At 50.6% G+C, this 26,043-nt stretch carries 38 protein-coding genes and 1 pseudogene; all 39 read left to right on the top strand.

From position 1 onward, the window contains the following. The first annotated feature begins 53 nt into the window (after positions 1–53). The 39 genes and pseudogenes from KE531_05825 (at position 54) to KE531_05635 (ending at position 26,031) form a co-directional block, all read left to right on the top strand. On the top strand, positions 54–1,391 hold the full coding sequence (locus KE531_05825) for a S41 family peptidase (protein MBR9953143.1): 1,338 nt from the start codon (positions 54–56) through the stop codon (positions 1,389–1,391). 121 nt (positions 1,392–1,512) lie between these two features. Continuing rightward, positions 1,513–2,850 (top strand): annotated as a pseudogene (locus KE531_05820) (MATE family efflux transporter). Positions 2,851–3,200: 350 nt separating this feature from the next. Continuing rightward, positions 3,201–3,521 (top strand): 30S ribosomal protein S10, encoded by a 321-nt coding sequence (rpsJ, locus tag KE531_05815; protein ID MBR9953142.1) that lies wholly within the window; start codon positions 3,201–3,203, stop codon positions 3,519–3,521. 194 nt (positions 3,522–3,715) lie between these two features. Beyond that, the gene (gene rplC / locus KE531_05810) at positions 3,716–4,351 is read left to right on the top strand and encodes a 50S ribosomal protein L3 (protein ID MBR9953141.1); all 636 of its coding nucleotides are present in this window, start codon (positions 3,716–3,718) and stop codon (positions 4,349–4,351) included. 28 nt (positions 4,352–4,379) lie between these two features. Beyond that, the gene (gene rplD, locus KE531_05805; GenBank protein ID MBR9953140.1) at positions 4,380–5,000 is read left to right on the top strand and encodes a 50S ribosomal protein L4; all 621 of its coding nucleotides are present in this window, start codon (positions 4,380–4,382) and stop codon (positions 4,998–5,000) included. Then, positions 5,000–5,299 carry a 50S ribosomal protein L23 gene (gene rplW / locus KE531_05800; protein ID MBR9953139.1) on the top strand — a complete coding sequence of 100 codons (300 nt, stop codon included), beginning with the start codon at positions 5,000–5,002 and terminating at the stop codon, positions 5,297–5,299. Before rplD ends, rplW begins: the two co-directional genes overlap by 1 nt. A 136-nt stretch (positions 5,300–5,435) precedes the next feature. After that, on the top strand, positions 5,436–6,281 hold the full coding sequence (gene rplB, locus KE531_05795; GenBank protein ID MBR9953138.1) for a 50S ribosomal protein L2: 846 nt from the start codon (positions 5,436–5,438) through the stop codon (positions 6,279–6,281). A gap of 18 nt (positions 6,282–6,299) precedes the next feature. Beyond that, positions 6,300–6,584 carry a 30S ribosomal protein S19 gene (gene rpsS, locus KE531_05790; protein ID MBR9953137.1) on the top strand — a complete coding sequence of 95 codons (285 nt, stop codon included), beginning with the start codon at positions 6,300–6,302 and terminating at the stop codon, positions 6,582–6,584. Positions 6,585–6,613: 29 nt separating this feature from the next. Then, positions 6,614–7,000 (top strand): 50S ribosomal protein L22, encoded by a 387-nt coding sequence (rplV, locus tag KE531_05785; GenBank protein MBR9953136.1) that lies wholly within the window; start codon positions 6,614–6,616, stop codon positions 6,998–7,000. A 9-nt stretch (positions 7,001–7,009) separates the two neighbouring features. After that, the gene (gene rpsC, locus KE531_05780) at positions 7,010–7,666 is read left to right on the top strand and encodes a 30S ribosomal protein S3 (GenBank protein MBR9953135.1); all 657 of its coding nucleotides are present in this window, start codon (positions 7,010–7,012) and stop codon (positions 7,664–7,666) included. Continuing rightward, positions 7,666–8,103 carry a 50S ribosomal protein L16 gene (gene rplP, locus KE531_05775; GenBank protein MBR9953134.1) on the top strand — a complete coding sequence of 146 codons (438 nt, stop codon included), beginning with the start codon at positions 7,666–7,668 and terminating at the stop codon, positions 8,101–8,103. The genes rpsC and rplP overlap by 1 nt, the downstream gene beginning before the upstream one ends. Next, positions 8,093–8,302, top strand: a complete 210-nt coding sequence (gene rpmC / locus KE531_05770; GenBank protein MBR9953133.1) for a 50S ribosomal protein L29 — start codon at positions 8,093–8,095, stop codon at positions 8,300–8,302. The genes rplP and rpmC overlap by 11 nt, the downstream gene beginning before the upstream one ends. 59 nt (positions 8,303–8,361) lie before the next feature. Then, a complete protein-coding gene (gene rpsQ, locus KE531_05765; GenBank protein MBR9953132.1) occupies positions 8,362–8,676 on the top strand; it encodes a 30S ribosomal protein S17 in 315 nt (104 codons plus the stop codon). 26 nt (positions 8,677–8,702) lie between these two features. Continuing rightward, on the top strand, positions 8,703–9,071 hold the full coding sequence (gene rplN, locus KE531_05760) for a 50S ribosomal protein L14 (protein ID MBR9953131.1): 369 nt from the start codon (positions 8,703–8,705) through the stop codon (positions 9,069–9,071). A 14-nt stretch (positions 9,072–9,085) separates the two neighbouring features. Next, entirely contained in the window at positions 9,086–9,391 is a 306-nt protein-coding gene (gene rplX, locus KE531_05755; GenBank protein ID MBR9953130.1) for a 50S ribosomal protein L24, read from the top strand. A gap of 23 nt (positions 9,392–9,414) precedes the next feature. Next, entirely contained in the window at positions 9,415–9,954 is a 540-nt protein-coding gene (rplE, locus tag KE531_05750; GenBank protein MBR9953129.1) for a 50S ribosomal protein L5, read from the top strand. Between the two features lie 16 nt (positions 9,955–9,970). Further along, on the top strand, positions 9,971–10,156 hold the full coding sequence (locus tag KE531_05745; GenBank protein MBR9953128.1) for a type Z 30S ribosomal protein S14: 186 nt from the start codon (positions 9,971–9,973) through the stop codon (positions 10,154–10,156). 359 nt (positions 10,157–10,515) lie between these two features. Further along, positions 10,516–10,917, top strand: coding sequence for a 30S ribosomal protein S8 (gene rpsH / locus KE531_05740; GenBank protein MBR9953127.1), 402 nt, complete (start codon positions 10,516–10,518; stop codon positions 10,915–10,917). 308 nt (positions 10,918–11,225) lie between these two features. Continuing rightward, positions 11,226–11,768 carry a 50S ribosomal protein L6 gene (gene rplF, locus KE531_05735; protein MBR9953126.1) on the top strand — a complete coding sequence of 181 codons (543 nt, stop codon included), beginning with the start codon at positions 11,226–11,228 and terminating at the stop codon, positions 11,766–11,768. A gap of 17 nt (positions 11,769–11,785) precedes the next feature. Next, complete coding sequence (gene rplR / locus KE531_05730) at positions 11,786–12,154, top strand: 50S ribosomal protein L18 (GenBank protein ID MBR9953125.1); 369 nt, start codon at positions 11,786–11,788, stop codon at positions 12,152–12,154. Between the two features lie 18 nt (positions 12,155–12,172). Then, positions 12,173–12,682, top strand: coding sequence for a 30S ribosomal protein S5 (rpsE, locus tag KE531_05725; protein MBR9953124.1), 510 nt, complete (start codon positions 12,173–12,175; stop codon positions 12,680–12,682). Positions 12,683–12,697: 15 nt separating this feature from the next. Beyond that, the gene (gene rpmD / locus KE531_05720; GenBank protein MBR9953123.1) at positions 12,698–12,880 is read left to right on the top strand and encodes a 50S ribosomal protein L30; all 183 of its coding nucleotides are present in this window, start codon (positions 12,698–12,700) and stop codon (positions 12,878–12,880) included. 27 nt (positions 12,881–12,907) lie between these two features. Then, the gene (gene rplO, locus KE531_05715; protein ID MBR9953122.1) at positions 12,908–13,348 is read left to right on the top strand and encodes a 50S ribosomal protein L15; all 441 of its coding nucleotides are present in this window, start codon (positions 12,908–12,910) and stop codon (positions 13,346–13,348) included. Between the two features lies 1 nt (position 13,349). Beyond that, positions 13,350–14,672 carry a preprotein translocase subunit SecY gene (gene secY, locus KE531_05710; protein MBR9953121.1) on the top strand — a complete coding sequence of 441 codons (1,323 nt, stop codon included), beginning with the start codon at positions 13,350–13,352 and terminating at the stop codon, positions 14,670–14,672. Positions 14,673–14,780: 108 nt separating this feature from the next. Next, positions 14,781–15,425, top strand: coding sequence for an adenylate kinase (locus KE531_05705; GenBank protein ID MBR9953120.1), 645 nt, complete (start codon positions 14,781–14,783; stop codon positions 15,423–15,425). A gap of 4 nt (positions 15,426–15,429) precedes the next feature. After that, a complete protein-coding gene (gene map, locus KE531_05700) occupies positions 15,430–16,206 on the top strand; it encodes a type I methionyl aminopeptidase (protein ID MBR9953119.1) in 777 nt (258 codons plus the stop codon). Continuing rightward, the gene (locus KE531_05695; protein ID MBR9953118.1) at positions 16,196–16,390 is read left to right on the top strand and encodes a hypothetical protein; all 195 of its coding nucleotides are present in this window, start codon (positions 16,196–16,198) and stop codon (positions 16,388–16,390) included. Before map ends, KE531_05695 begins: the two co-directional genes overlap by 11 nt. A 5-nt stretch (positions 16,391–16,395) precedes the next feature. Continuing rightward, the gene (gene infA, locus KE531_05690; protein MBR9953117.1) at positions 16,396–16,614 is read left to right on the top strand and encodes a translation initiation factor IF-1; all 219 of its coding nucleotides are present in this window, start codon (positions 16,396–16,398) and stop codon (positions 16,612–16,614) included. Positions 16,615–16,810: 196 nt separating this feature from the next. Then, a complete protein-coding gene (gene rpmJ / locus KE531_05685) occupies positions 16,811–16,924 on the top strand; it encodes a 50S ribosomal protein L36 (GenBank protein MBR9953116.1) in 114 nt (37 codons plus the stop codon). Positions 16,925–17,033: 109 nt separating this feature from the next. Further along, complete coding sequence (rpsM, locus tag KE531_05680; protein MBR9953115.1) at positions 17,034–17,402, top strand: 30S ribosomal protein S13; 369 nt, start codon at positions 17,034–17,036, stop codon at positions 17,400–17,402. A gap of 190 nt (positions 17,403–17,592) precedes the next feature. Continuing rightward, positions 17,593–17,994: a 30S ribosomal protein S11 gene (rpsK, locus tag KE531_05675; protein ID MBR9953114.1), complete on the top strand. Its 402-nt coding sequence runs from the start codon at positions 17,593–17,595 to the stop codon at positions 17,992–17,994. A 15-nt stretch (positions 17,995–18,009) separates the two neighbouring features. Beyond that, positions 18,010–18,603, top strand: coding sequence for a 30S ribosomal protein S4 (gene rpsD / locus KE531_05670; protein ID MBR9953113.1), 594 nt, complete (start codon positions 18,010–18,012; stop codon positions 18,601–18,603). A gap of 86 nt (positions 18,604–18,689) precedes the next feature. Next, on the top strand, positions 18,690–19,652 hold the full coding sequence (locus KE531_05665; protein ID MBR9953112.1) for a DNA-directed RNA polymerase subunit alpha: 963 nt from the start codon (positions 18,690–18,692) through the stop codon (positions 19,650–19,652). Between the two features lie 80 nt (positions 19,653–19,732). Further along, positions 19,733–20,269: a 50S ribosomal protein L17 gene (locus KE531_05660; protein ID MBR9953111.1), complete on the top strand. Its 537-nt coding sequence runs from the start codon at positions 19,733–19,735 to the stop codon at positions 20,267–20,269. A gap of 271 nt (positions 20,270–20,540) precedes the next feature. Continuing rightward, positions 20,541–21,755, top strand: coding sequence for an N-acetylmuramoyl-L-alanine amidase family protein (locus KE531_05655; protein ID MBR9953110.1), 1,215 nt, complete (start codon positions 20,541–20,543; stop codon positions 21,753–21,755). A gap of 50 nt (positions 21,756–21,805) precedes the next feature. Beyond that, positions 21,806–22,855: an N-acetylmuramoyl-L-alanine amidase family protein gene (locus KE531_05650; protein MBR9953109.1), complete on the top strand. Its 1,050-nt coding sequence runs from the start codon at positions 21,806–21,808 to the stop codon at positions 22,853–22,855. A gap of 108 nt (positions 22,856–22,963) precedes the next feature. Next, positions 22,964–24,214, top strand: coding sequence for a hypothetical protein (locus tag KE531_05645; protein ID MBR9953108.1), 1,251 nt, complete (start codon positions 22,964–22,966; stop codon positions 24,212–24,214). Between the two features lie 94 nt (positions 24,215–24,308). Further along, entirely contained in the window at positions 24,309–25,184 is an 876-nt protein-coding gene (locus KE531_05640) for an energy-coupling factor transporter ATPase (GenBank protein MBR9953107.1), read from the top strand. Next, positions 25,174–26,031 (top strand): energy-coupling factor transporter ATPase, encoded by an 858-nt coding sequence (locus tag KE531_05635; protein MBR9953106.1) that lies wholly within the window; start codon positions 25,174–25,176, stop codon positions 26,029–26,031. The genes KE531_05640 and KE531_05635 overlap by 11 nt, the downstream gene beginning before the upstream one ends. Positions 26,032–26,043 lie beyond the last annotated feature (12 nt).

Raw genomic sequence — 26,043 nt, 5'->3', positions numbered from 1 at the left:
GCGTCCTCGTCGGTGCGCTTGTGACGGCCTTCTGCGGACTGATTGCCGTTGGCATGGCAGCCGGCATCTGGCTCGTGGCAAAGCGTGCCAGTATCAGCATGACGGCGAGGAACGACGCGGTTCAGGAGGAGACGGCTGCTCTCGACATGGACCGGATCGGCACGAAGCTTGCATACATGCAGGCGCTTGTGGATGAATATTATCTGTTTGATGACGAAGACATTGAAAAGGCGGAGGACTGGATCTACACCGGCTTCATTTATTCCCTCGGCGACCCGTATTCCGCCTACTATAACGCAGAGGAGTATGCGTCCTTAAACGAAGACCTGGAGGGGGCGTACTGCGGCATCGGCGTCCAGGTGAGCCAGAACCTTCAGACCGGTATTGTCACGGTGGTGAAGGTGTTCCCGGACGGGCCGGCCAAGGAGGCGGGCATGCTGCCGGGAGATATTCTTTATAAGGTAAAGGATATTCTCGTGTCCGGCGAGGATTTAAATCTTTTAATCAGCGAGCATATCAAGGGAGAAGAGGGGACGACAGTGCCCATTGAGGTGTACCGGGAGTCCACCGACGAATACATCCAGATGGATGTGGAGCGCCGGATGGTGGAAAATATGACCGTGGAATATGACATGCTGGACGGCCATATCGGCTATGTGGCTGTTTCCTCTTTTGACGAGCCAACGGCGGAGCAGTTTCGGACGGCCATCGATGTGCTGGAGAGCAAGGGCATGGAAGGGCTGATCGTGGATCTCAGAAACAACGGCGGCGGGCTTCTGGACGCGGCGGAGGATATGCTGGATTATGTGCTGCCGGACGGTATGGACGCCGTGAGCTTTAAGGGAAAGGGCGTCGAGGACTTCACCTATGTGACGGATTCCGTCCTGTTTGACGGTGAAAAGACGGAGGAACATCAGGTAGATGTGCCGATGGTGCTTCTTGTAAACGGCGAAAGCGCCAGCGCCTCGGAGGTCTTTACCGGCGCGCTCCGGGACAACGACTGGGCCACGATTGTCGGAACCCAAACCTTCGGAAAGGGAATTGCCCAGGGCGTGTTTGAGATGGCGGACGGCAGTGCCTTAAAGCTTACGACGGCGTATTATTATGTTCCGTCGGGCGAGTGCATCCATGAGGTCGGCATTGCGCCGGATCTGGAAGTGGATCTGGATGAAGAATTAAAGAGCATGATTACGGTTCCCAAGGAGGATGACAACCAGCTTAAGGCGGCCGTCGATGTCCTGTTAAAGGGCGAGGACGAGGCGAGACGGCTGGTGGAGGAATCCCAGGCGGCCGCAGAGGAAGAGGCGGCGCCGGTGGAGGAAACGTCGGACGGCAGTGAGCTGGCTGCGGACGGAGAAGAAGAAACGGAAGCTGCCCCGGAAGGGGAATAGGAATTTGGGAGCACGACAGTGCGGAATGTTCGTGTGCGATGATCGAGCAGGGGAAAATCTCCCCTGCTCGATTGTAAGATAAGGCTTTTGGGGAAAAGTTTACGGAGGATAGGAAGGAACGATGAAAGAGAAGAACCTGACAGAAGGAAATGTGCTGAAAACGCTTCTGGTGTTTTCCGTACCGTTTTTAATTGCCAATATTTTGCAGTCCCTTTACGGGGCGGTGGATCTGTTTGTGGTGGGCCGCTACTGCGGCGCCGAGAGCGTGGCGGCCGTGTCCACGGGGACGCAGGTGACGCAGATTGTCACGAGCCTGATTACGGGACTCACCCTGGGCAGCACGATTCTCATCGGACAGTTCATGGGAAGCCGCGATCTTCCTCTCGTCAAGCAGACCATCGGGACGACGCTCACGGTTTTTGCGGGAGTGGCTGTCCTCCTGACGGTGGGGATGCTGGCGTTTTTGCGGCCGCTTCTTACGGTTCTCCAGACACCGGCGGAATCCTTTGACCTGACGGCGCAGTATGTGACGGTCTGTTCCCTCGGGAATATTTTTATCTGCGGCTACAACGCCATCAGCGCCATCCTGCGGGGATACGGCGACTCGGCGCGGCCGATGGTGTTCGTGGGGATCGCCTGCGTCATCAACATCATCCTGGATTTTGTGTTCGTGAAGTATTTCGGCCTCGGCGTCCGCGGGACGGCCATTGCGACGGTGGCCTCCCAGGCCTTCAGCATGGCGGCGGCCATCGTCTATTGAAAAAGGAAGGACTTCATTTTCGATTTCCGTCCGGCCAGCTTCCGGCCGGTGGGAGATATCGCAAGGCGTCTGGCCATTGTGGGTATTCCGATTTCCTTTCAGGAACTGATGGTGCGGATTTCGTTCCTGTATTTGATGACGGTGATGAACCGCTGCGGCGTGTATGCGGCTTCGGTAGTCGGCATCAGCAGCAAATATGACGTCTTTGCCATGCTTTCGGCCACGTCCATGGCCAACGCCCTGGCGGCGATTACGGCTCAGAACATGGGCGCCGGGAAAATCGCGCGGGCGAGGCGGTCGCTCTGGTACGGGATGGGCTTTGCCCTGGCGGTCTCCTTCCTGTTCTGGCTCTGGGCGCAGGTAAGCCCCCAGTCCATGATCCGGGTGTTCACGGACGACGCCAACGTGGTGGCGGCCGGGATCCCGTTTTTCAAGTCGTGCAGCTATGACTATATTATGGTGACAATGGTGTTCTGCCTGAACGGATACTTAAACGGCCGCCAGAAGACGGTCTGGACGATGGTGAGCTGCAGCGTCGGCGCCCTGCTTCTTCGGATCCCGATGGTGTATCTTTTCGGAAAGTATTTTGCCGAGGATCTTGGGATGCTGGGGAAAATCGCTCCGATTGTCTCCGGGATTATGGCGGCTTATACGCTGGCGTATGTGATTTGGGAGGGGAGAAAGCAGAAAGGGGTTTGAGAATTGCCCCCTTTCTGTCCATTTTTTCCTATATATAATAGGAAAATCCCCCGCGAACTGCACAGAACGTAAAAAATGCAGGAAAGTGCTTGCATTTTAAGGAAATCTGTGCTATGCTAACAACGCTGTGGCATGATAGCTGTGAAGCGTGAGGTTGCTGCCCATGTGGCAGGTTTTCCGTGGAGCGAATGTCAAGTTAAGAAACTGGCGACAAGTCACTGTACCAATTTAACAGCTGCTCAGGGTAAGGGGCAGTAACAACGTGTGAAGTCGTAAGATACACACGAGACCGTGTACAGTCACCGCTTGTCGTACTTCGTTAAAAGTGCGAAAAGGAGGCGACTTTTTTTATGGCAAGTCAGGTTATGAGAATCACATTAAAGGCGTACGACCATCAGCTGGTTGATCAGTCCGCAGGCAAGATCATCGACACTGTAAAGAAAACAGGAGCAAAGGTGAGCGGGCCGGTGCCGCTGCCAACCAAGAAAGAGGTTGTAACGATCTTAAGAGCTGTTCACAAGTACAAAGATTCCAGAGAGCAGTTCGAGCAGAGAACTCATAAGAGACTGATCGATATCGCAAGCCCGAGCCAGAAGACGGTGGATGCACTGTCCAGACTGGAAATGCCGGCAGGCGTTTATATCGACATCAAGATGAAGAATCATAAATAATTTGTGGTTCCCATCGAAGCGAAATTGGTAAAATCCTGAAGGGTTCTGATATAAAAGCAACACTTTCCTGAAAGGGAATCAACATCGCTGCAAAACGCAGTGTCATAGTGTTCCACCTATGTTGGGCTGTTCTAGGATGAACGTAGAAAAATGTTCTGCGTTCCGCTGTGGATCATGTAACAGGAGGTAAAAAAATGAAGAAAGCGATTTTAGCTACAAAAGTCGGAATGACTCAGATCTTCAACGATGAAGGCGTTCTCGTTCCGGTAACGGTTCTTCAGGCTGGCCCGTGTGTTGTAACACAGGTTAAGACCGAGGAGAACGACGGCTACAAGGCCGTACAGGTTGGTTTTGTTGACAAGAGAGAGAAGCTGGTAAACAAACCGGTTAAGGGCCATTTCGATAAGGCTGGAGTATCTTACAAGAGATATGTAAGAGAGTTCCGTTTTGACAATGCTGAGGAGTACAGCGTAAAAGACGAGATCAAGGCTGACATCTTCGCAGCAGGCGACAAAGTAGACGCAACAGCAATCTCCAAAGGTAAAGGTTTCCAGGGCGCAATCAAGAGACTGGGACAGCACAGAGGACCGATGGCTCATGGTTCCAAGTTCCATCGTCATCAAGGTTCCAACGGTTCCGCAACAACTCCGGGCCGCGTATTCAAGGGCAAAGGCATGCCGGGTCAGATGGGCAACAAGAGAATCACAACCCAGAACCTGGAAGTTGTCAGAGTTGACGCAGAGCAGAACCTGATCCTGGTTAAGGGCGCCGTACCAGGGGCTAAGAAATGCCTGGTAACACTGAAGGAAACAGTAAAAGCTGGCAAATAAGCTTTTACAGGAAAGGAGGAAATAGAAAATGGCAAACGTATCCGTTTATAATATGGAAGGAAAAGAAGTTGGCACAATGGAATTAAACGATGCCGTGTTCGGAGTTGAAGTAAACGAGCACCTCGTACACATGGCCGTTGTTGCACAGCTTGCAAATAAGCGTCAGGGAACACAGAAAGCAAAGACACGTTCTGAAGTTTCCGGCGGCGGAAGAAAACCGTGGAGACAGAAAGGTACCGGCCACGCAAGACAGGGTTCCACAAGAGCACCGCAGTGGACGGGCGGCGGCGTTGTATTCGCTCCGACACCGAGAGATTACAGCATCCGTCTCAACAAGAAGGAGAAGAGGGCTGCCCTCAAATCCGCACTTACAAGCAGAGTAAACGACAACAAGTTCGTTGTTGTGGATGAGTTAAAGTTTGATGAGATCAAGACGAAGAACTTCAAGAACGTCATGGATAACCTGAAGGTTTCCAAAGCTCTTGTTGTCCTTGCTGAGAATGACCAGAATACGGTTCTTTCCGCAAGAAATCTTCCGGAGATCAAGACATCCCTTGTCAATACGATCAACGTATATGACATTCTGAAATATAACACGGTAGTGGCAACAAAGGCTGCCGTAGCTTCTATCGAGGAGGTGTACGCATAATGGCAAATGTACAGTACTACGACGTAATCCTCAAGCCGGTTGTAACAGAGAAGAGCATGAACGCTATGACAGATAAGAAATACACCTTCCTGGTTCATCCGGATGCAAATAAGACCATGATCAAAGAAGCTGTCGAGAAAATGTTCCCGGGAACAAAGGTAGAGAGCGTAAACACCATGAACAACGAAGGCAAGAAGCGCAGAAGAGGAATGGTGTTCGGCATGACTGCCAAGACAAAGAAGGCAATCGTTAAGCTCACAGCTGACAGCAAGGAAATCGAGATTTTCCAGGGCCTGTAATTAACAGGAACTGAGAAAATCCACAGGCCTGCACTCCTAACCGAACCGCCAGGCGGTTTGGCCGCAGGCACCTATACGGCGAGAAAATGCCGTGATAAAATAAGAAACGCCAGAGAGCGTTGAAAGGAGTTTACAAATGGGAATCAAGACTTACAGCCCATATACACCGTCGAGAAGACATATGACCGGCTCTGATTTCTCTGAGATCACGAAGAGCACTCCGGAGAAGTCCTTAGTCGTTTCTTTGAAGAAGAACGCCGGCCGCAACAATCAGGGTAAAATCACCGTCAGACATCAGGGCGGCGGCAACAGAAAGAAATACAGAATCGTTGACTTCAAGAGAAATTCCAAAGACGGAATCCCGGCAACGGTTATCGGCATCGAGTACGATCCGAACAGAACTGCAAACATCGCATTGATCTGCTACGCAGACGGCCAGAAGTCCTACATCCTTGCTCCGCAGGGGCTGACAGACGGCATGAAGGTCATGAGCGGCGAGAACGCCGAGGCTAAGATCGGCAACTGCCTCCCGTTATCCATGATCCCGGTCGGCGCACAGGTTCACAATATTGAGCTGTATCCTGGCAAGGGCGGCCAGCTTGTCCGTTCCGCAGGAAACGCTGCACAGTTAATGGCAAAAGAAGGAAAATATGCAACACTTCGTTTACCTTCCGGCGAAATGAGAATGGTTCCGATCAACTGCCGCGCAACCATCGGCGTAGTTGGAAACGGCGACCACAACCTGATTAACATTGGTAAGGCCGGCAGAAAGCGCCACATGGGCATCCGTCCGACCGTCCGCGGTTCCGTTATGAACCCGAATGACCATCCGCATGGTGGTGGTGAAGGAAAGACCGGTATCGGCCGTCCGGGTCCGTGCACACCGTGGGGCAAGCCTGCTCTGGGTCTGAAGACCAGAAAGAAAAACAAACATTCCAATAAGTTAATCGTAAGAAGAAGAAACGGCAAGGCGATTTCGTAATCGATAGGAGGTAAAACGATGGCTCGTTCACTTAAAAAAGGACCATTTGCAGATGCTAGCTTACTGAAGAAAGTAGACGCTATGAACGAGGCAGGACAGAAGCAGGTCATCAAGACCTGGTCCCGCCGTTCTACGATCTTCCCGCAGATGGTTGGTCATACAATCGCGGTTCATGACGGCAGAAAGCATGTACCGGTATATGTTACGGAAGATATGGTTGGCCATAAGCTCGGTGAGTTCGTTGCTACGAGAACTTACAGAGGCCATGGCAAGGATGAGAAGAAATCCGGAGTACGCAGATAATTAAGACGCTTTGAAAGGAGGTTTTTTCAATGGCTAAGGGTCATAGAAGTCAGATTAAGAGAGAGAGAAATGCCCAGAAGGATACGAGACCATCTGCAAAGCTGTCTTATGCAAGGGTATCCGTTCAGAAGGCTTGTTTCGTATTAGATGCCATCAGAGGCAAAGACGTGCAGACTGCACTTGGTATTGTTACCTACAATCCCAGATATGCTTCCAGCTTAATTGAGAAGCTGCTCAAATCCGCAATCGCAAACGCAGAGAACAACAACGGCATGAGCGCGGAAAACCTGTATGTGGAGGAATGCTACGCAGATCAGGGCCCGATCATGAAGAGAGTGAAACCGAGAGCACAGGGCAGGGCTTACAGAATCGAGAAGAGAATGAGCCATATCACCATTGTCCTGAATGAGAGATAGGAGGCAGTTATGGGACAGAAAGTTAATCCACACGGCATGAGAGTCGGTGTTATTAAAGACTGGGATTCCAGATGGTATGCTGAAGCTGATTTTGCTGACAACCTGATCGAGGATCACAAAATCAGAACATATCTGAAGAAGAGACTGTACAGCGCAGGCGTTTCCAAAATCGAAATCGAGCGCGCTTCTGACAGAGTAAAGATCATCGTTTACACGGCAAAGCCGGGCGTTGTCATCGGCAAGGGCGGCTCTGAGATTGAAAAGCTCAAAGCAGAAGTTCAGAAGATGACAAGCAAGAAGCTGTTTGTAGACATCAAGGAAATCAAGAGACCGGACCGCGACGCACAGCTTGTTGCAGAGTCCATTGCACAGCAGCTTGAGAACCGTGTTTCCTTCCGCCGTGCCATGAAGTCCACTATGTCCAGGTCCATGAAGGCCGGCGTTCTTGGTATCAAGACCGCAGTAGCCGGACGTCTTGGCGGTGCTGATATGGCCCGTACCGAGTTTTACAGCGAGGGAACCATCCCGCTTCAGACATTAAGAGCAGATATTGACTATGGTTTCGCTGAGGCAGACACCACCTACGGCAAGATCGGCGTTAAGGTTTGGGTCTACAAAGGCGAGGTACTTCCTACGAAGGGAAATAAGGAAGGGAGCGATAAATAATGTTAATGCCTAAGAGAGTAAAGCGCCGCAAACAGTTCCGCGGAACGATGGCCGGTAAAGCTTTAAGAGGAAATAAAATCTCCAACGGTGAGTTTGGCCTTGTTGCCATGGAGCCGTGCTGGATCAGATCGAATCAGATTGAGGCAGCCCGTATTGCCATGACTCGTTACATCAAGCGTGGCGGTAAAGTCTGGATCAAGATTTTCCCGGACAAACCCGTAACTGCAAAGCCGGCTGAAACCCGTATGGGTTCCGGTAAAGGTGCTCTTGAGTACTGGGTAGCAGTCGTTAAGCCAGGTCGTGTTATGTTTGAAATCGCTGGCGTTCCAGAAGAAACAGCAAAAGAAGCTCTGCGTCTTGCAATGCACAAACTTCCCTGCAAGTGCAAAATTGCTTCTAAGGCAGATTTAGAAGGCGGTGATAACAGTGAAAACTAATAAATATGTTGAAGAATTAAAAGCGAAGACGGCTGCAGAGTTAAACGAAGAATTAGTTGCAGCAAAGAAGGAACTGTTCAACCTGAGATTCCAGAACGCAACCAACCAGTTAGATAACACAAGCAGAATCAAGGAAGTTCGCAAGAACATCGCAAGAATTCAGACTGTTATCACAGAGAAGGCAAGAGTTGCTAACTAATTTCACATCCGCGTGCCCAGACGGTGCGGACAGCTTGTTCGCTCCCATGACACACGCCGATGCGTGTAACAAATAGAGGCTTTGAAAAAAGCCGTTCGCAGGAAAGGAGATTATCCGTCGTGGAAAGAAATCTTAGAAAAACACGTACTGGTAAGGTAGTTAGCAACAAGATGGACAAAACGATTGTAGTTGCTATCGAAAACCACGTAAAACATCCGTTGATCGGTAAGATCGTTAAGAACACATATAAATTAAAAGCTCATGATGAGAACAACGAGTGCAATATCGGCGACACCGTAAGAGTGATGGAAACAAGACCGTTATCCAAGGATAAGAGATGGAGACTTGTTGAGATCGTTGAGAAAGCAAGATAATTGATTCAAGGAAGGAGTATCAAGGCATGATTCAGCAGGAAACCAGATTAAAGGTTGCCGACAATACAGGTGCAAGAGAACTTCTTTGTATCCGTGTTATGGGCGGCTCGACAAGAAGATATGCTAATATTGGTGATATCATCGTAGCTTCCGTTAAAGATGCAACACCTGGCGGAGTTGTGAAGAAGGGCGATGTTGTAAAGGCCGTTGTTGTGCGTACCGTAAAAGGCGCTCGCCGTAAAGACGGTTCTTATATCAAGTTCGACGAGAACGCAGCAGTTATTATCAAGGATGATAAGACTCCAAGAGGAACCCGTATTTTTGGGCCGGTTGCGAGAGAGCTTCGTGAGAAACAGTTCATGAAGATCGTATCTCTGGCTCCGGAAGTATTATAAGGAGGTGCCGGGTAATGCATAAGATCAGAAAAGACGATATGGTCAAGGTTATCGCGGGAAAAGATAAAGACAAGACCGGCAAGGTCCTGCATGTAGATACAAAGAAGAATACAGTCCTGGTTGAGGGCTGCAACATGGTAACGAAGCACACGAAGCCGAGCCAGACAAACCAGAACGGCGGAATCGTTCATCAGGAAAACCCGATGGATATCTCCAACGTCATGCTGGTTGTTGACGGCAAGGCAACGAGAGTCGGCTTCGAGGTGAAGGACGGCAAGAAGGTCCGCGTTGCCAAGGCAACCGGTAAAGTAATCGACTAATAGCGGAGAGGAGGAAAAACAAGTTGGCTAGATTAAAAGAAATGTATCAGAACGAAATCGTTGATGCAATGACAAAGAAATTTGGATACAAGAATATCATGGAAGTGCCGAAGCTCGACAAGATCGTCATCAACATGGGCGTAGGCGAAGCAAAAGACAACGCAAAAGTCCTGGACTCCGCAGTGCGTGACCTGGAGATCATCACCGGTCAGCACGCAGTCACGACAAAGGCTAAGAAGTCTGTTGCTAACTTCAAGATCAGAGAGGGCATGGCAATCGGATGCAAGGTTACTCTTCGCGGCGAGAAGATGTATGAGTTTGCAGACCGTTTAATCAACCTGGCTCTTCCGCGTGTGCGTGACTTCCGCGGTGTAAACCCGAACGCATTTGACGGCAGAGGTAACTATGCACTTGGCATCAAGGAGCAGTTAATCTTCCCGGAAATCGAATACGATAAGGTTGACAAGGTAAGAGGTATGGACGTTATCTTCGTAACGACTGCCAAGACCGATGAAGAAGCTCGTGAACTTTTGACATTATTCAATATGCCATTTGCAAAATAAGTAGGAGGATTTATCCATGGCAAAGACTTCGATGAAGATCAAACAGCAGCGTCCGGCCAAGTTCTCCACGAGAGAATACAACCGTTGCAGAATCTGTGGACGTCCGCACGCATATTTGAGAAAATACGGCATCTGCCGTATCTGCTTCCGTGAACTGGCTTACAAGGGCGAGATCCCGGGCGTAAAGAAGGCAAGCTGGTAGGCTGTGAGCACTTGGCGAGGCCTTTTCGAGCCTAGTGCGAACGCCGTTCCCGAATCTTAACGAGGCCGAGCCGAAGGCGAACGCCGAGTTTAGCTGAGGGAACATACCCGTTCCCGCCTGGCAAAAGTAGCTTGCGCCAGTGACGAAAGCCGTTCTTCGACCGGAAGGGAGAAGAACTTCCCTGTGAAAAGCAGTGGGGAGAGACAAGGAATCATTTCCTTTCTCTATGAAACGCCGGAAGGCGTTGTATCATCCCCACTCCCTCACCGGCCGCAAAGAACATCCCTGTGCCGCGCAGGACTGATTCCTGCGAACGACAGTGTGACACACCGACAACCTAAAAGGAGGAAATTGAAATCATGACAATGAGCGATCCGATTGCAGATATGCTTACAAGAATCCGTAACGCCAACACAGCGAAACATGATACCGTAGATGTTCCGGCTTCCAAGATGAAATTAGCCATCGCTGACATTCTTGTAAAAGAAGGTTACATCAAGAAATATGACATCGTCGAGGACGGCGGTTTCCAGACCATCCGCATCGCGTTAAAATACGGCAAGGACAAGAACGAGAAAGTTATCTCCGGCATCAAGAAGATCTCCAAGCCGGGCCTTCGCGTTTACGCAGGCAAGGAAGATATGCCGAAGGTACTTGGCGGACTTGGCATCGCCATCGTATCCACAAACCAGGGCGTCATCACCGACAAGCAGGCAAGAGAGCTTGGAGTAGGCGGCGAAGTTCTGGCTTTCGTTTGGTAGGCATTGAGCATTTAATGAGCACGAGCTGAAAGCGAAGCGCGAATTTAGTGCGAAAGCCGTTCCCGAACCTTAACGAGGCCGAGCCGAAGGCGAAAGCCGAGTTTAGTTGAGGGAACTTACCCGTCTATTTGGACGAAGGCAAAATAGATGTTATTCACTCCCCGCCTGCAAAACCCGTAACCCAACCCGCGGGCAGGGCGGAGACGTGCGGCCTGCTCCTTTTGCGGAGCGCGGCATAGATAACATAGAAACTGAAAACAGAGAATGTGCAAAGCGTTCTCCGAGAATTTAAGTAGGAGGTAAATGGCATGTCACGTATTGGTAGAATGCCGGTTGCAATCCCCGCAGGCGTAACTGTGACGATTGCAGAGAACAATGTAGTGACCGTAAAAGGTCCGAAGGGAACCCTGGTGAGAGAGCTTGCACCAGAGATGGAAATTAAAGAAGAAGACGGACACATCATCGTTTCCAGACCGAATGATTTAAAGAGAATGAAATCTCTTCACGGTCTGACAAGGACGTTAATCAATAACATGATTCACGGCGTTACCGAAGGCTACGAGAAGAAGCTGGAAGTAAACGGTGTTGGTTACAGAGCCCAGAAGCAGGGCAAGAAGTTGACACTTTCCCTTGGTTATTCCCATCCGGTAGAGATGGAGGATCCGGAAGGAATCGAGACGGTTCTTGACGGCCAGAACATCATCATCGTGAAGGGCATCAGCAAAGAGAAGGTAGGCCAGTATGCTGCCGAGATCAGAGACAAGAGGAGACCTGAGCCGTACAAGGGCAAGGGAATCAAGTATGCTGATGAGGTAATCAGACGCAAAGTTGGTAAGACTGGTAAGAAATAATTAAGGAGAGTGTAAAAATGGTCAGCAAACAGTCAAGAAGCGAAATCCGCAGAAAAAAACACGCTAGATTACGCAATCGTTTTGCAGGTACAGCAGAAAGACCGCGTTTAGCAGTGTTCAGAAGCAATAATCATATGTATGCTCAGATTATTGACGATACCGTTGGTCATACTTTAGTTGCTGCTTCTACCGTTGAGAAAGAAGTAAAGGCAGAGCTTGCCAACACGGATACCGTTGAAGCTGCTGCATACGTTGGAACCGTAATCGCAAAGAGAGCTATCGAAAAAGGCATCAAAGAAGTCGTTTTCGACAGAGGCGGTTTCATTTATCAGGGCAAGATTCAGGCACTGGCAGACGCAGCCCGCGAGGCTGGTCTGGAATTCTAGTAGAGAGGAGAATACAGCATGAAGCGTACAATCATTGATGCGAGTCAGTTAGAGTTGAATGACAAAGTTGTTGCCATCAAGCGCGTATCCAAGACTGTAAAAGGTGGACGTACCATGAGATTTTCCGCTCTGGTAGTAGTAGGCGACGGCAATGGACACGTAGGAGCAGGCCTTGGAAAGGCCGGAGAGGTTCCGGAAGCGATCCGTAAGGGCAAAGAAGCTGCCATGAAGAATCTTGTTGAGATCCCGAGAGACGAGAACAACAGCATCCCGCATGACTTCCTCGGCGAGTTCGGCAGTGCATCCGTACTGCTCAAGAGAGCTCCCGAAGGTACTGGTATCATCGCAGGCGGCCCGGTTCGTTCCGTAGTGGAGCTTGCAGGTATCAAGAACATCCGTACCAAGTCTTTAGGTTCCAACAACAAGACGAACGTAGTTCTCGCAACCATCGAGGGCCTTTGCAAGTTAAAGACTCCGGAAGAGGTTGCCAAGAGCCGCGGCAAATCTGTTGAAGAAGTTGTTTGCTAATAGGAGGATAAGAAGATGGCAGAGAAATTAAGAATCACATTGGTAAAATCCCCTATCGGTGCTGTTCCGAAGCAGAGAAAGACGGTTGAGGCACTTGGTTTAACCAAGATGCACAAGACTGTTGAGATGCCGGACAATGGTGCAGTCAGGGGCATGATCCAGAACGTAAGACACCTGGTAAAAGTTGAAGAAATCTAAGCTGAAATAGAGTAAGGAGGTGCAGTGATGAACTTATCTAATTTACATCCTGCTGAAGGTTCCAAGCATAGCGATAATTTCAGAAGAGGCCGCGGCCACGCTTCTGGAAACGGCAAGACTGCCGGCAAGGGACACAAGGGCCAGAAGGCTCGTTCCGGAGCTACAAGACCTGGCTTCGAGGGCGGCCAGATGCCGTTATACAGACGTATCCCGAAGAGAGGGTTCAAGAACATGAACCGCAAAGAGATCGTCGGAATCAATGTTGGTGCACTGGAAAGATTTGAGAACGACTCCGTAGTTTCCGTTGAAACCCTGATGGAGTGCGGTCTTATTAAGAACCCGCAGGACGGCGTTAAGATTCTTGGAAACGGTGAGCTTACGAAGAAACTTAACGTAAAGGCCAACGCATTCAGTGAGGGCGCAAAAGCCAAAATTGAAGCAGTAGGTGGAACCTGCGAGGTGATCTAATATGTTGAAATCTCTGCAAAACGCATTTAGAGTGAAGGAGGTAAGAGAGCGCATTCTCTTTACCTTCCTCATGCTTGTTGTAATCCGACTCGGCTCCTTGCTGCCGATTCCGGGTGTAGATGCCAGCTATCTGAGCAGCTTTTTCGCAAACCTTCAGAATTCCGGTATGGGATTCTTCAACGCGATCACAGGCGGATCTTTTTCCACCATGTCGCTCTTTGCACTGAGCATCACCCCGTACATTACGGCATCCATCATCATGCAGCTCATGACGATTGCCATTCCGAAGCTTGAGGAAATGCAGCGTGAGGGCGAGGATGGACGGAAGAAAATTGCAGAATACACAAGATATCTGAACGTAGGCCTTTCCCTGTTCGAGTCGGCTGCCATGGCAGTCGGCCTCGGCGGAAGAGGACTCCTTTTGGAAGATTACAGGAACATCTGGGGCTACCTTACGATCATTGCTGCAATGACGGCAGGCTCTGCCCTTCTGATGTGGATCGGCGAGAGAATCACGGAAAAGGGCGTTGGAAACGGTATTTCCATCGTACTTCTTTTCAACATCGTCTCCAGCCTCCCGCAGGACATCCTGACGCTCTATGAGCGGTTCATGGCAGGCAAGTCCGTGGCGGTTGCCGCAGTGGCAGCCATCCTCGTGCTGGCCGTAATCCTTGCGACCGTAGTTTTCGTCCTTATTTTGAATGGCGCAGAGCGCCGGATCCCTGTGCAGTACAGCAAGAAAATGCAGGGACGCCGGATGATCGGAGGCCAGTCCTCCCATATCCCGCTTAAGGTCAACACCGCGGGCGTCATCCCGGTTATCTTTGCATCTTCCATCATGTCCATGCCGGTCATGATTGCACAGTTTTTCCAGGTGGACTACGCCTCTGTCGGCGGAAAGATCCTGATGGCCCTCAGTTCCAACAACTGGTTCAGGCCTGACATGCCGGTCTATTCCATCGGCCTTGTGATCTACATTGCGCTTGTCGTACTGTTCGCGTACTTCTACACGTCCATTACGTTCAACCCGCTGGAGGTCGCAAACAACATGAAGAAGTCCGGCGGCTTCATTCCTGGCATCCGTCCCGGAAAGCCGACCTCCGACTATCTGAATGACATTCTGAATTATATTATATTCATCGGAGCAGTAGGCCTGGTGATCGTCTGCATCATCCCGATCATCGCCTCCGGCCTGTTCTCCGTTGGCAGCCTGTCCTTTGGCGGTACGTCCTTAATCATTATCGTGGGCGTTGTCCTTGAGACACTCAAGTCCATCGAGTCCATGATGTTAGTGAGAAATTACAAGGGCTTCTTAAACGACTGATAAGGAAGGGCGGCAGTTGCAGAAAATAAACCGGAACAGGCGGAAACTCTTTTTCGCCTGCTTCGGGTTATTGCGTCTATTGGCTTTTTAGCTTATGGGAGGAAACGCATGAAAATAATAATGTTAGGCGCTCCGGGAGCGGGCAAAGGAACTCAGGCAGAGAAAATCTCCGCAAAATACGGAATTCCCCATATTTCCACAGGAGATATTTTCCGGGCCAACATCAAAGCTGGAACGGAACTTGGGAAAAAGGCGAAAACCTACATGGACCAGGGACTTCTTGTCCCGGATGCCCTGACTGTGGATCTTCTGATGGACAGGATCAGCAAAGAAGACTGTAAGGACGGTTATATCCTGGACGGCTTCCCGCGCACGATCCCACAGGCAGAGGCGCTTGATGAGGCCCTGGAAAAACGCGGGGAGACGGTGGACTTTGCCGTCGATGTGAATGTGCCGGATGAGCATATCATTGACAGGATGTCGGGACGGCGCGCCTGCTTATCCTGCGGCGCTACATACCACATCGTCTATGCGCCTCCGAAGAAAGAGGGCATCTGCGACAAATGCGGCGCTGGGTTAGTGCTGCGCGACGACGATAAGCCCGAAACCGTAAGAAAACGCCTTTCCGTTTACCATGAACAGACGCAGCCGTTAATCGACTATTATCAGGCCAAAAAGATTCTTGCGGCGGTAGATGGCACGAAAGAGATGGAAGAAGTCTTCCAGGACATCGTAAAAATTTTAGGAGCTTAAAACCATGGCAGTAACGATTAAATCGCCCAGAGAAATTGAACTGATGAAGAAAGCCGGCGAGATCCTGGCAAAAACCCACGACGAGCTGGCAAAGGCACTGCGCCCGGGCATGTCCACCATGGACATCGACAGGCTCGGCGAAAAGATCATCCGCGGCTACGGCTGCATCCCTTCCTTTAAGAATTACAACGGCTATCCGGCTTCCATCTGCGTTTCCGTAAACAGCGAGGTGGTGCATGGGATCCCAAACAAGCACCGTTACCTGAAGGAAGGCGACATCGTGAGCCTGGACGCCGGCGTGATCTATAAGGGCTACCATTCGGACGCGGCGAGAACCTACGGAATCGGGAAAATTTCTCCGGAAGCTCAGAAATTGATTGATGTGACGCGGCAGTCTTTCTTTGAAGGGATTAAATTTGCAAAAGCCGGCAATCATCTCAATGATATCTCAAGTGCCATTCAGGAATATGCGGAAAGCTTTGGGTATGGCGTGGTCCGCGACCTGGTGGGCCATGGAATCGGGACACATCTTCACGAGGACCCGGAGGTTCCGAACTTTTCCCAGAAAAGGAAAGGGATCCTGCTTCGCCCCGGCATGACATTAGCCATTGAGCCGATGATAAACGCAGGCCGGGCGGATGTGGTGTGGCTGGACGACGACTGGACCGTCGAGACGGATGACGGGAGCCTGTCGGCCCACTACGAGAATACGGTCCTGATTACAGAGGGAGAGCCGGAAATCCTGTCGCTTCTTCCGGCGGGAGAGAGCCATGGAGCTTAAGAAAGGCTGGATGGCAAAATCCCTGGCCGGCAATGACAGGGGACGGCTTTACACCGTCGAACAGGATGCCGGAACCTACGTTTTCCTGACGGATGATACGGGAAAGCAGATCCGGAAAAACAAAAAGCATATCCAGGCAGTGAAGAGGATGAAGGAAACTTACACGTCATACAGGAGGAAATAAAAGGTATGTCCAAAGCAGATGTAATTGAAATCGAAGGCGTAGTTGTGGAGAAGCTTCCGAACGCCATGTTCCAGGTGGAGCTGGAGAACGGCCACAAGGTTTTAGCAACCATCAGTGGCAAGCTCCGCATGAACTACATCCGGATTCTCCCGGGCGATAAGGTGACGCTTGAAATGTCCCCCTACGATCTGTCCAAGGGAAGAATCATCTGGAGAGATAAATAAAGCAAAAAACTCTTGATTTGTAAGGGTTTTGGTGTTATAATGTTCCAGCGAACTTTGTTGAGACGCTTGTATTGCGCCCATTTTTCGGACGATTTTATACAGGTATTGCAGACGTAACGCCGTTTTTAACATGTTTTTGGCTTGGTGTGTGCCGGGAACGGAAGGAAGACGGACTACGAAGGAAAGGAGAATTACTGTGAAAGTAAGATCATCGGTGAAACCGATTTGCGAGAAATGCAAAATCATCAAGAGAAAAGGCAGTATCAGAGTAATCTGTGAAAATCCTAAACACAAACAAAGACAGGGCTGATGCCGCATAAGGAATGCCCATTTTTTCGCGCGGCGCCTACATGACTCGCCAGAGTGCGTTGTTCATGTAAGATCAAATTATTTTTCTACTATTTAATGGAGGTACACTCATGGCTCGTATTTCAGGTGTTGATTTACCAAGAGAAAAACGTGTCGAAATCGGCTTAACTTACATCTACGGCATTGGTAGAGCAAGTTCCAACCGTATTCTTGCGGCTGCTGGCGTAAACCCTGACACCCGCGTGAAGGATCTGACAGACGACGAAGTAAAGAATATTGCAGCAGTGATCGCTGATACCCAGACGGTTGAAGGTGATTTACGTCGTGAAATCGCTTTAAACATCAAGAGGCTTCAGGAGATCGGATGTTACAGAGGAATTCGTCACAGAAAGAGCCTTCCGTGCCGCGGTCAGAAGACGAAGACCAATGCAAGAACTTGCAAGGGCCCGAGAAAGACAGTCGCAAACAAGAAGAAATAAGGACAGGACGGTTTTTGATTTTTTGAAAGCTGTACTGGGCGAAAGCAAAGCACTTCGGCAGTAACAAACAATGATGAATCAAGTTGCATGTTTTAAAAACAGGAAACAGGGTTCAGAATTTCGCTCCCTGGACGGAAACCTTAGGCCGCTCAGGGCGGAGAAAGATGAAAAGAAAGTAGGTTAGTTTAAAATGGCTAAAAAAGTGTCCACTGCAAAAAAAGTGACAAAAAAGCGTGTAAAGAAAAACGTTGAACGCGGACAGGCGCACATCCAGTCATCTTTTAACAACACAATCGTGACATTAACAGATGCACAGGGAAATGCCTTATCCTGGGCAAGTGCAGGCGGTCTGGGATTTAGAGGTTCAAGGAAATCTACTCCATATGCAGCTCAGATGGCTGCGGAAACTGCAACTAAGGCAGCTCTTGTACACGGTTTAAAATCCGTTGACGTTATGGTAAAAGGACCTGGTTCAGGCCGTGAGGCAGCAATCCGTGCCCTTCAGGCATGCGGCCTTGAAGTAACTAGCATTAAGGACGTAACTCCGGTTCCGCACAACGGATGCCGTCCGCCAAAACGCAGAAGAGTCTAATTAGGAGGAAGTAAAATGGCAGTTGATAGAGTTCCTGTTCTTAAAAGATGCAGATCCCTTGGTTTGGACCCGATCTATTTAGGAATTGATAAAAAATCCAACAGAGAATCCAAAAGAGCGAACAAGAAGATGAGCGAGTATGGCCTTCAGTTAAGAGAGAAGCAGAAAGCAAAGTTCATCTACGGCGTTCTTGAGAAACCGTTCCGCAATTACTACGCAAAGGCTGTCCGCATGAACGGCCAGAGCGGTGAGAACCTGATGAAGCTTCTTGAGTGCAGACTCGACAACGTCCTGTTCCGCATGGGTCTTGGCAGAACCAGAAAAGAAGCAAGACAGATCGTAGACCACAAGCATGTACTTGTAAACGGCAAGTGCATCAACATCCCGTCCTACCAGGTTAAGGCCGGCGACGTGATCGAAATCAAAGAGAAACACAAAGGTGATCAGAGATACAAAAACATCCTGGAAGTAACCGGCGGCCGTCTTGTACCGGCCTGGATCGAGGTTGACCAGGAGAACCTGAAGGGAACTGTAAAATCTGTTCCGACAAGAGAAGAGATTGATGTTCCTGTAAATGAGATGCTCATCGTCGAGTTGTACTCCAAATAAGTAATTCACCGGAGCGGAGCCCCTTTTTCGGGTTTTCTCCGCTCCGTGGCATTCCTTAAAGGCATACCCAAAAGGAGGGGCTTTTTGTGTTCGATTTTGAGAAACCAAACATTGAGATAGCTGAAATATCCGAAGATAAGAGATACGGAAAGTTTGTCGTGGAGCCGCTTGAGCGGGGCTACGGCACAACTCTGGGAAATTCCCTTAGAAGAATCATGCTTTCTTCTTTGCCGGGTGCCGCTGTCAGCCAGGTGAAAATCGACGGTGTTCTGCATGAGTTCAGTTCCATTCCTGGAGTCAAGGAAGATGTGACTGAGATCATCATGAACGTCAAAAACTTAGCAATCAAGAATAACAGCGATACAAATGAGCCGAAGACCGCTTATATCGAGTTCGAGGGCGAGGGTGTCATCACGGCTGCCGATATCCAGGCAGACGCTGATATCGAGATTTTAAATCCCGACCAGACTATCGCAACTTTAAGCGGCGGTGCCGACAGCAAGTTCTACATGGAGCTTACGATCACCAATGGCCGCGGCTATGTAAGTGCTGACAAGAACAAGAACGACGATCTCCCAATCGGCGTGATCGCAGTGGATTCCATCTACACGCCGGTTGAGCGTGTGAATATGGCGGTTGAGAATACGCGTGTCGGCCAGATGACCGATTACGACAAGCTGACCCTGGAAATCTACACCAACGGAACGCTGGATCCCGACGAGGCCGTCAGCCTTGCTGCGAAGGTTTTAAGCGAGCATCTGAATCTCTTCATCGACCTGTCCGAGAATGCAAAGACTGCCGAGGTCATGGTCGAGAAGGAGAACAATGAGAAAGAAAAAGTCCTTGAGATGAACATTGACGAGCTGGAGCTTTCCGTCCGTTCCTACAACTGCTTGAAGCGTGCGGGAATCAACACGGTGGAAGAGCTTTGCAGCCGCACCTCCGAAGACATGATGAAGGTCCGCAACCTGGGCCGCAAGTCCTTAGAGGAAGTGCTTGCAAAGTTAAAAGAGCTCGGACTTCAGCTCAACTCGAGCGACGAACAGTAAATTTATGGAGAAAAAGCAGGTATCCAGTAAGCCCGAAGATGCATGGGTAGCTGTTCCACAAATGGAGGAGAATTAGAATTATGTCAGGTTATAGAAAGCTTGGAAGAACATCCAGTCAGAGAAAGGCATTACTTAGAAGCCAGGTAACAAGCCTCTTATATCATGGAAAGATCGTTACCACTGAGGCTCGTGCAAAGGAAATCCGCGGCATCGCCGAGGGCCTGATCGCACTGGCTGTTAAGGAGAAGGACAACTTTGAGACCGTTAAGGTAACAGCTAAGGTTGCCCGCAAGGACAAAGACGGCAAGAGAGTAAAGGAAGTTGTTGACGGCAAGAAAGTTACCGTTTACGATGAAGTTGAGAAGGAAATCAAGAAGGATATGCCTTCCAGACTTCATGCAAGACGTCAGATGTTAAAGACTCTGTACGGTGTGACTGAGGTTCCGACGACTCTGGCCGGCAGAAAGAAAAATACGAAGAAGGTTGACCTTCCGGCAAAATTGTTCGATGAGATTGCTCCGAAGTACGCTTCCCGCAACGGCGGCTACACGAGAATCGTGAAGATCGCACAGCGCAAGGGCGACGGCGCAATGGCAGTTATGATCGAGCTGGTATAAGATTTTAAGGTGACAGCCAGGTGGATATGTTTGTATTCACCTGGCTGTTTTCTTGTTTCTGGGAGGCACATTTTTGGAATTCTGCACCATCTTCTTACAGGATTGAAAGAATATCGTAAGTTGACGCGGCCGGATGCTGAGTTTATAATATTCCCATAAGGGATTATCTGGGATTTTGAATTACAGGATAAAGGAGATGGGGATGAATATGGAAAGACGTGCAAAGGTACAGAAGATAAAGAGGCTTTTGAGTGTTGGAGTTACGGCGGTTATGCTTGCGCTTCTCGGCGTTTCGCCGGCGTTTGCGGCTTCGGCGATTTCTTCCGTGAATATTACGCTGGATCTGGATATTGAGGCGGGAGAACCGCTTCCCAGCTTAAACTGCGGATATACGGGCGATGACTGCGAGGTGGCCGTTTCCAGCAATTCCAGGTACGACGTCAAGTCGGCCAAATGGGTCAAGGAGCCGGATGAGGCCACACTTGGAACCAGCTATTCGCTGAAAATCTATATCGAGGCCATCAATGACTATGAGTTCAACGGGACGTATTCCTCCAGAAACGTCAAGGTAAAAGGCGGAGATCTTGTTTCTGTCAAGAGAGAGAGCCGCAGGGAACTGCTTGTAACGGCAAAATCGCGGCCGGCTGAAGGCGAGTTCGATATCCCGGATGATGCCCAGTGGACTGATGCCGGAAGCAAGAGCAAGCTCGGCCAGGCAAAATGGAACCGGGTGGACAATGCGGCTTATGAGGTTTACCTTTACCGGGGTGGCAAGGTTGTTGAAAAACTGACAGGGATTACGGGTACCTCCTATAATCTGTATCCGTATATGACAGTCAAGGGAACGTATTCCTTCCGTGTGCGTGCCGTGGCGAAGGACGAAGAAACGGAAAAATATGCAAAGTCAAGCGACTGGAGCTATTCCGACGAGATCTACATCGGAGAGGATGAGGTTTCCGACGGAAGCGGCCGGATTTCCAGCGATGGTACGGCTGTGACGCCGCTGCCGCCGTCTGACACGTCCCAGGTGGGATGGCTTGAGAGCAACAAATACTGGTATTACCGGTATCCCGACGGAAGTTATCTGACGGACTGCTGGGCCAACATCGGAAACCAGTGGTATCTTTTTGATGCAAACGGCGCTATGATGACGGGCTGGCAGACAAGGAATGGATATACCTATTATCTGAAGGACAGCGGTGAGATGCAGACTGGCTGGCTCTCCTATGAGGGGCGCTGGTATTACCTGAATCCGCGGACAGATTTCGGCACGAACGGCGCCATGATGACAGGCTGGCTCGGTGTCGGCGGAACGGATTATTACATGAAAGCCGACGGCTCCATGGCCGAGGGCTGGCAGGAAGTGGACGGGAGCTGGTATTACTTCTATCCGGGAAGCGGAGCGAAGGCGTTCAATACTTATATCGACGGATTTTATGTGGATCAGAACGGTATCTGGAAAAAGCCTGAGGTGCAGGGGGCCTAGGCGGGTATAAAAAGCGGCGGAGCAGTTGAACAGAAAGCGAGGAATGACAGATGAAGAGAAAAACAGCAGGAAAGCTGTTCGCCGGAGCGCTGCTGGCGGGGCTGCTGACATGTTTTGCAGTGTTCCCGGCCTTTGCGGAAACCATTAGGAGCCTGAACCTGAGCTTTGACGGGACGTGCGAGACGGGACAGATTTCGGAGCCGCAGGTGTCTGTGAGCACGGACGGCGTTTCGATAGATTCCGTAAAATGGAACAAGAGCGTGTCAGGCTGGAAGCCGGGGGCGAAGGTGACGGCAACCGTGACTCTTTCAGCCGACGGCGGGGACACGTTTCTCTCAAGCTACGGCGAGCGTTCTTTGAAGATTTCCGGAGCAGAGCTTGGAAGCGCGAAGAAATCCGGAGAAAACCTGAAAGTGACAGCATATTATTATCCGTCGGTGCAGCTTGAAGCGCCGGAGGAAGCCGGATGGAGAAATGCGAATAAAACGATTGCCACCTGGGATAAGGTGAAATATGCTACGGCTTACCAGATCAAGCTGTATCTGGACGGCAATTATATTAAAACCATTGATGCCGACGGGACGACGAAGGACCTGAGTGAGTATATGACGAAGGAGGGCACGTATTCTTATGAGGTGCGTGCCATGGCGAAGGACAGCGGCGATGCGAAATATATGAAGAGCAGCGGATACACCGCTTCCACTGACAGTGTCGCAGAAGATCTTGGCGATACGGACGGAACCTGGAAGCTATATGTCCAGGGGAAGAAGTACCAGAAGGCCGACGGGACGCTTGTAACGGGCCAGTGGTACCGGATCCTTGGAGAATGGTATTACTTTAATGCCGATGGGTATGCCGTGACTGGCTGGAACGAGGTCGGCGGAAAGAAGTATTACATGGACGAAGACGGCGTGATGCAGACGGGATGGCTGGAAGACGGCGGAGACTGGTATTACCTGAATGCCGACGGCTCCATGGCCACCGGCTGGTGCCAGGCGTCGCCGAATCAGTGGTATTATCTGAATGAAGACGGAACGATGGCATCGAACGCCAGCATCGACGGGCGGACGCTCAACGAAGATGGACTCTGGGTGCAGTAGGAATGGGGGCATGGCAGAAAGTTTTCTGCTGTGCCTTTTCTTTTGGGGGCGCACTCCGGCGCGCGTGCACCAGGCACATACTTTTTCATGCAGGAAGGGAGGAATTCGATGAAAAAACTGTTTTTGGGTATCGCCGCCGCGGCCGTACTGGGGCTTACGGCAGTGTCAGGGATGATGAATGGGCAGGAGAATAAGGATATGGCGGTGATTTCTCTGGCGGAGGCGTTAGAGGATTATGATTATATGTGGAAAGTGCTCGAGGAAGATTATGCGCTTTCTAAAGTGGCGGAGAGAAAATACCTGCTGTCCATGGATGCCTTAAAGGAGAACTACCGAAAACAGATAGAAGCGCTTGGTGAGAAGCAGGTTGATTTTATGGCGTTTTACGGGCTGTTGGAAACATGCGTGGGAAAATTTCAGGGCTTAGGGCATCTGGCGCTTCTTGGGCCAGATGCGTATGCGGAAATAGCCACGCCGGGTTTGACGTACACGGAGACGGATCCGTTTGGAATGTGGTGCCTGACCATTTGTGATGACCCGGTGGTGAAGGAGCGGTATGCCTATCTGGAAACGCAGTATCCAAAAACAGCGGGAACATCAAAGGCCGCGGATGAGGAGAATCTGACTTTTCGGGAGATTGATGATGACACGGCGTATGTGAAAATAAAGAGCTTTAGAACAGACCATATTGAAGAAGACAGGGAAATGCTTGGCAGATGGTTTCGGGAGAACGCCGGGAAAGAGAATATCATCATCGATATCAGCGAAAACGGCGGCGGTTCCGATTTATACTGGATGGAGCTTTTAGTGGCGCCCAACATCGACAGCCCGATGGGATACGAGAAATGCTATGTCACGCCTTACGGAGAGGAATCGCGGGAGCCATATGCGGCCATGGGGCTTACGGAGGAGACATTCGAGACAGATTTTGACGTCCTGCGCGCCCTTCCGAACATCAATGAGGATGATTTGAAGGGGATGCGTTATTATAGAAAGCAGAGATTAACGGTTTCTCCGCTTTCCGATCAGAAGGTGTGCAAGGGGCGTTTCTTTGTCCTGGCAGGCAAAATGACCGGCTCGGCTTCTGAGGGATTTGCCATTTTCTGCAAGGCGACAGGCTTTGCAGTGCTGGTGGGGGAAAATACGCTAGGAGACGGCGGAGGCGCCAATGTCTTTCTGGCGAAGCTTCCCAACAGCGGTTTGATTATGAAATACCGGGCCATGCATGTGCTGAACCCGGACGGGAGCAGCAATGTAGAATTCGGAACGACGCCGGATATCAAGGCAAAACGAAATACAAGGGGGGAAATCTCTTATCTCGGCTTATGCCTTGATTATATCGAAAGCTTGGAACCATAGGCAGAAAATCACTTGACTATCCGCCCATTATCAACTAAAATTTAAAAACATGTAAACAATAGAAAATGGCCGAAAATTTAAAGAGAGGCAGACCATGGGAATTATCAGTGCAGTGAATTTAATTTTTAATTATATCCGGCATGACGACGAGAAAGGAACCGATGAGGTGACAGAGGCATTAAAGGGCGTCTCCCTGGACATCGAGGAGGGGACGTTCGTGGCAATCCTGGGCCATAACGGGTCGGGAAAGTCCACCTTTGCGAAGCTGATGAACGGGATTCTGCTTCCGTCGGACGGCACGGTTTTCATATCAGGCATGAAGACGGACGACGAAGAACATCTCTGGGACGTGCGGAAGACGGCCGGCATGGTGTTCCAGAACCCGGACAACCAGATCATCGGCAACGTGGTTGAGGAGGACGTGGGCTTCGGGCCGGAGAACATGGGCGTCCCCACGGACGAGATCTGGCGGCGTGTGGATGAAAGCCTGGAGGCGGTCGGGATGACGGCGTACCGGCTCCAGTCGCCAAATAAGCTTTCCGGCGGCCAGAAGCAGCGGGTTGCCATCGCAGGCGTCATGGCGATGAAGCCGCAGTGCATCGTTCTGGACGAGCCGACGGCCATGCTGGATCCCAACGGCCGGAAAGAGGTCATTAAAACCGTCCATGAATTGAACCGGCAGGAGGGCATCACGGTTCTTCTGATTACGCACTATATGGAGGAGGTCATCGACGCCGACCGTGTGATTGTCATGGACGGCGGGAAGGTTGTGATGGACGGGACGCCGCGGGAGATCTTTTCCAGGGTGAAGGAGCTTAAGACGTACAGCCTGGATGTGCCGCAGGTGACGGAGCTGGCCGACGAACTGAAGGAAGCCGGCATGGAACTTCCCGACGGGATCCTTACGATTGATGAGCTGGTGGAACGTCTGGTTCCGCTTTTAAATGGAGAGAACAGAAATGGCAATTAAGATTGAACATCTGAATCATGTTTACGGCCAGGGAACCGTGTTTGAGCAGTACGCCTTGAAGGATGTGAGCCTGACGATTGAAGACGGGGAGTTTATCGGGCTGATCGGCCACACAGGTTCCGGAAAGTCCACGCTGACCCAGCATTTGAACGGCCTTCTTAAGGCCACAAGCGGCGACATCCTCTATAACGGGACGAGCATCTATTCCGAGGGCTTTTCCATGAAGGAGTTAAGGAGCAAGGTAGGGCTGGTGTTCCAGTACCCGGAGCATCAGCTTTTTGAAGTGGATGTGTTTACGGACGTCTGCTTCGGGCCGAAAAATCTTGGCCTTTCCAGTGAGGAGATCGAGACGCGGGCGAAGGAAGCCCTGCATCTTGTGGGGCTGGACGAGAGCTTTTACAGCCAGTCGCCCTTTGAGCTTTCCGGCGGCCAGAAGCGGCGTGTCGCCATTGCAGGCGTCCTCGCCATGAAGCCGGAAGTGTTAATTTTAGACGAGCCGACGGCCGGTCTTGACCCGAAGGGGCGTGACGACATTCTGGGACTCGTGGAAACGCTCCACAGGGAGCAGGGGATGACGGTAATCCTCGTCTCTCACAGCATGGAGGACGTGGCGAAGTATGTGGACAGGCTCGTGGTGATGAACCACGGGGAGAAGGCGTTTGACGGGACGCCGAAGGAAGTGTTCCGGCATTATAAGGAGTTAGAGGCCATGGGGCTTGCGGCGCCGCAGATCACTTATGTGGTTCATGCCTTAAGGGAGCGGGGAATTCCCATCGGGGAAGACCTGACGACCATCGAAGAGGCAAGAGACGCAATTTTAGCGGTCTGGAGGGAAAACAGGCGTTAGCCTGGACGGAAG

This window comes from Eubacteriaceae bacterium Marseille-Q4139 (assembly GCA_018223415.1).
GTDB lineage: Bacteria > Bacillota > Clostridia > Lachnospirales > Lachnospiraceae > CABSIM01.
Note: the sequence above shows the minus strand (reverse complement) of the source record. Positions and strands in the feature narration are given on the sequence as shown.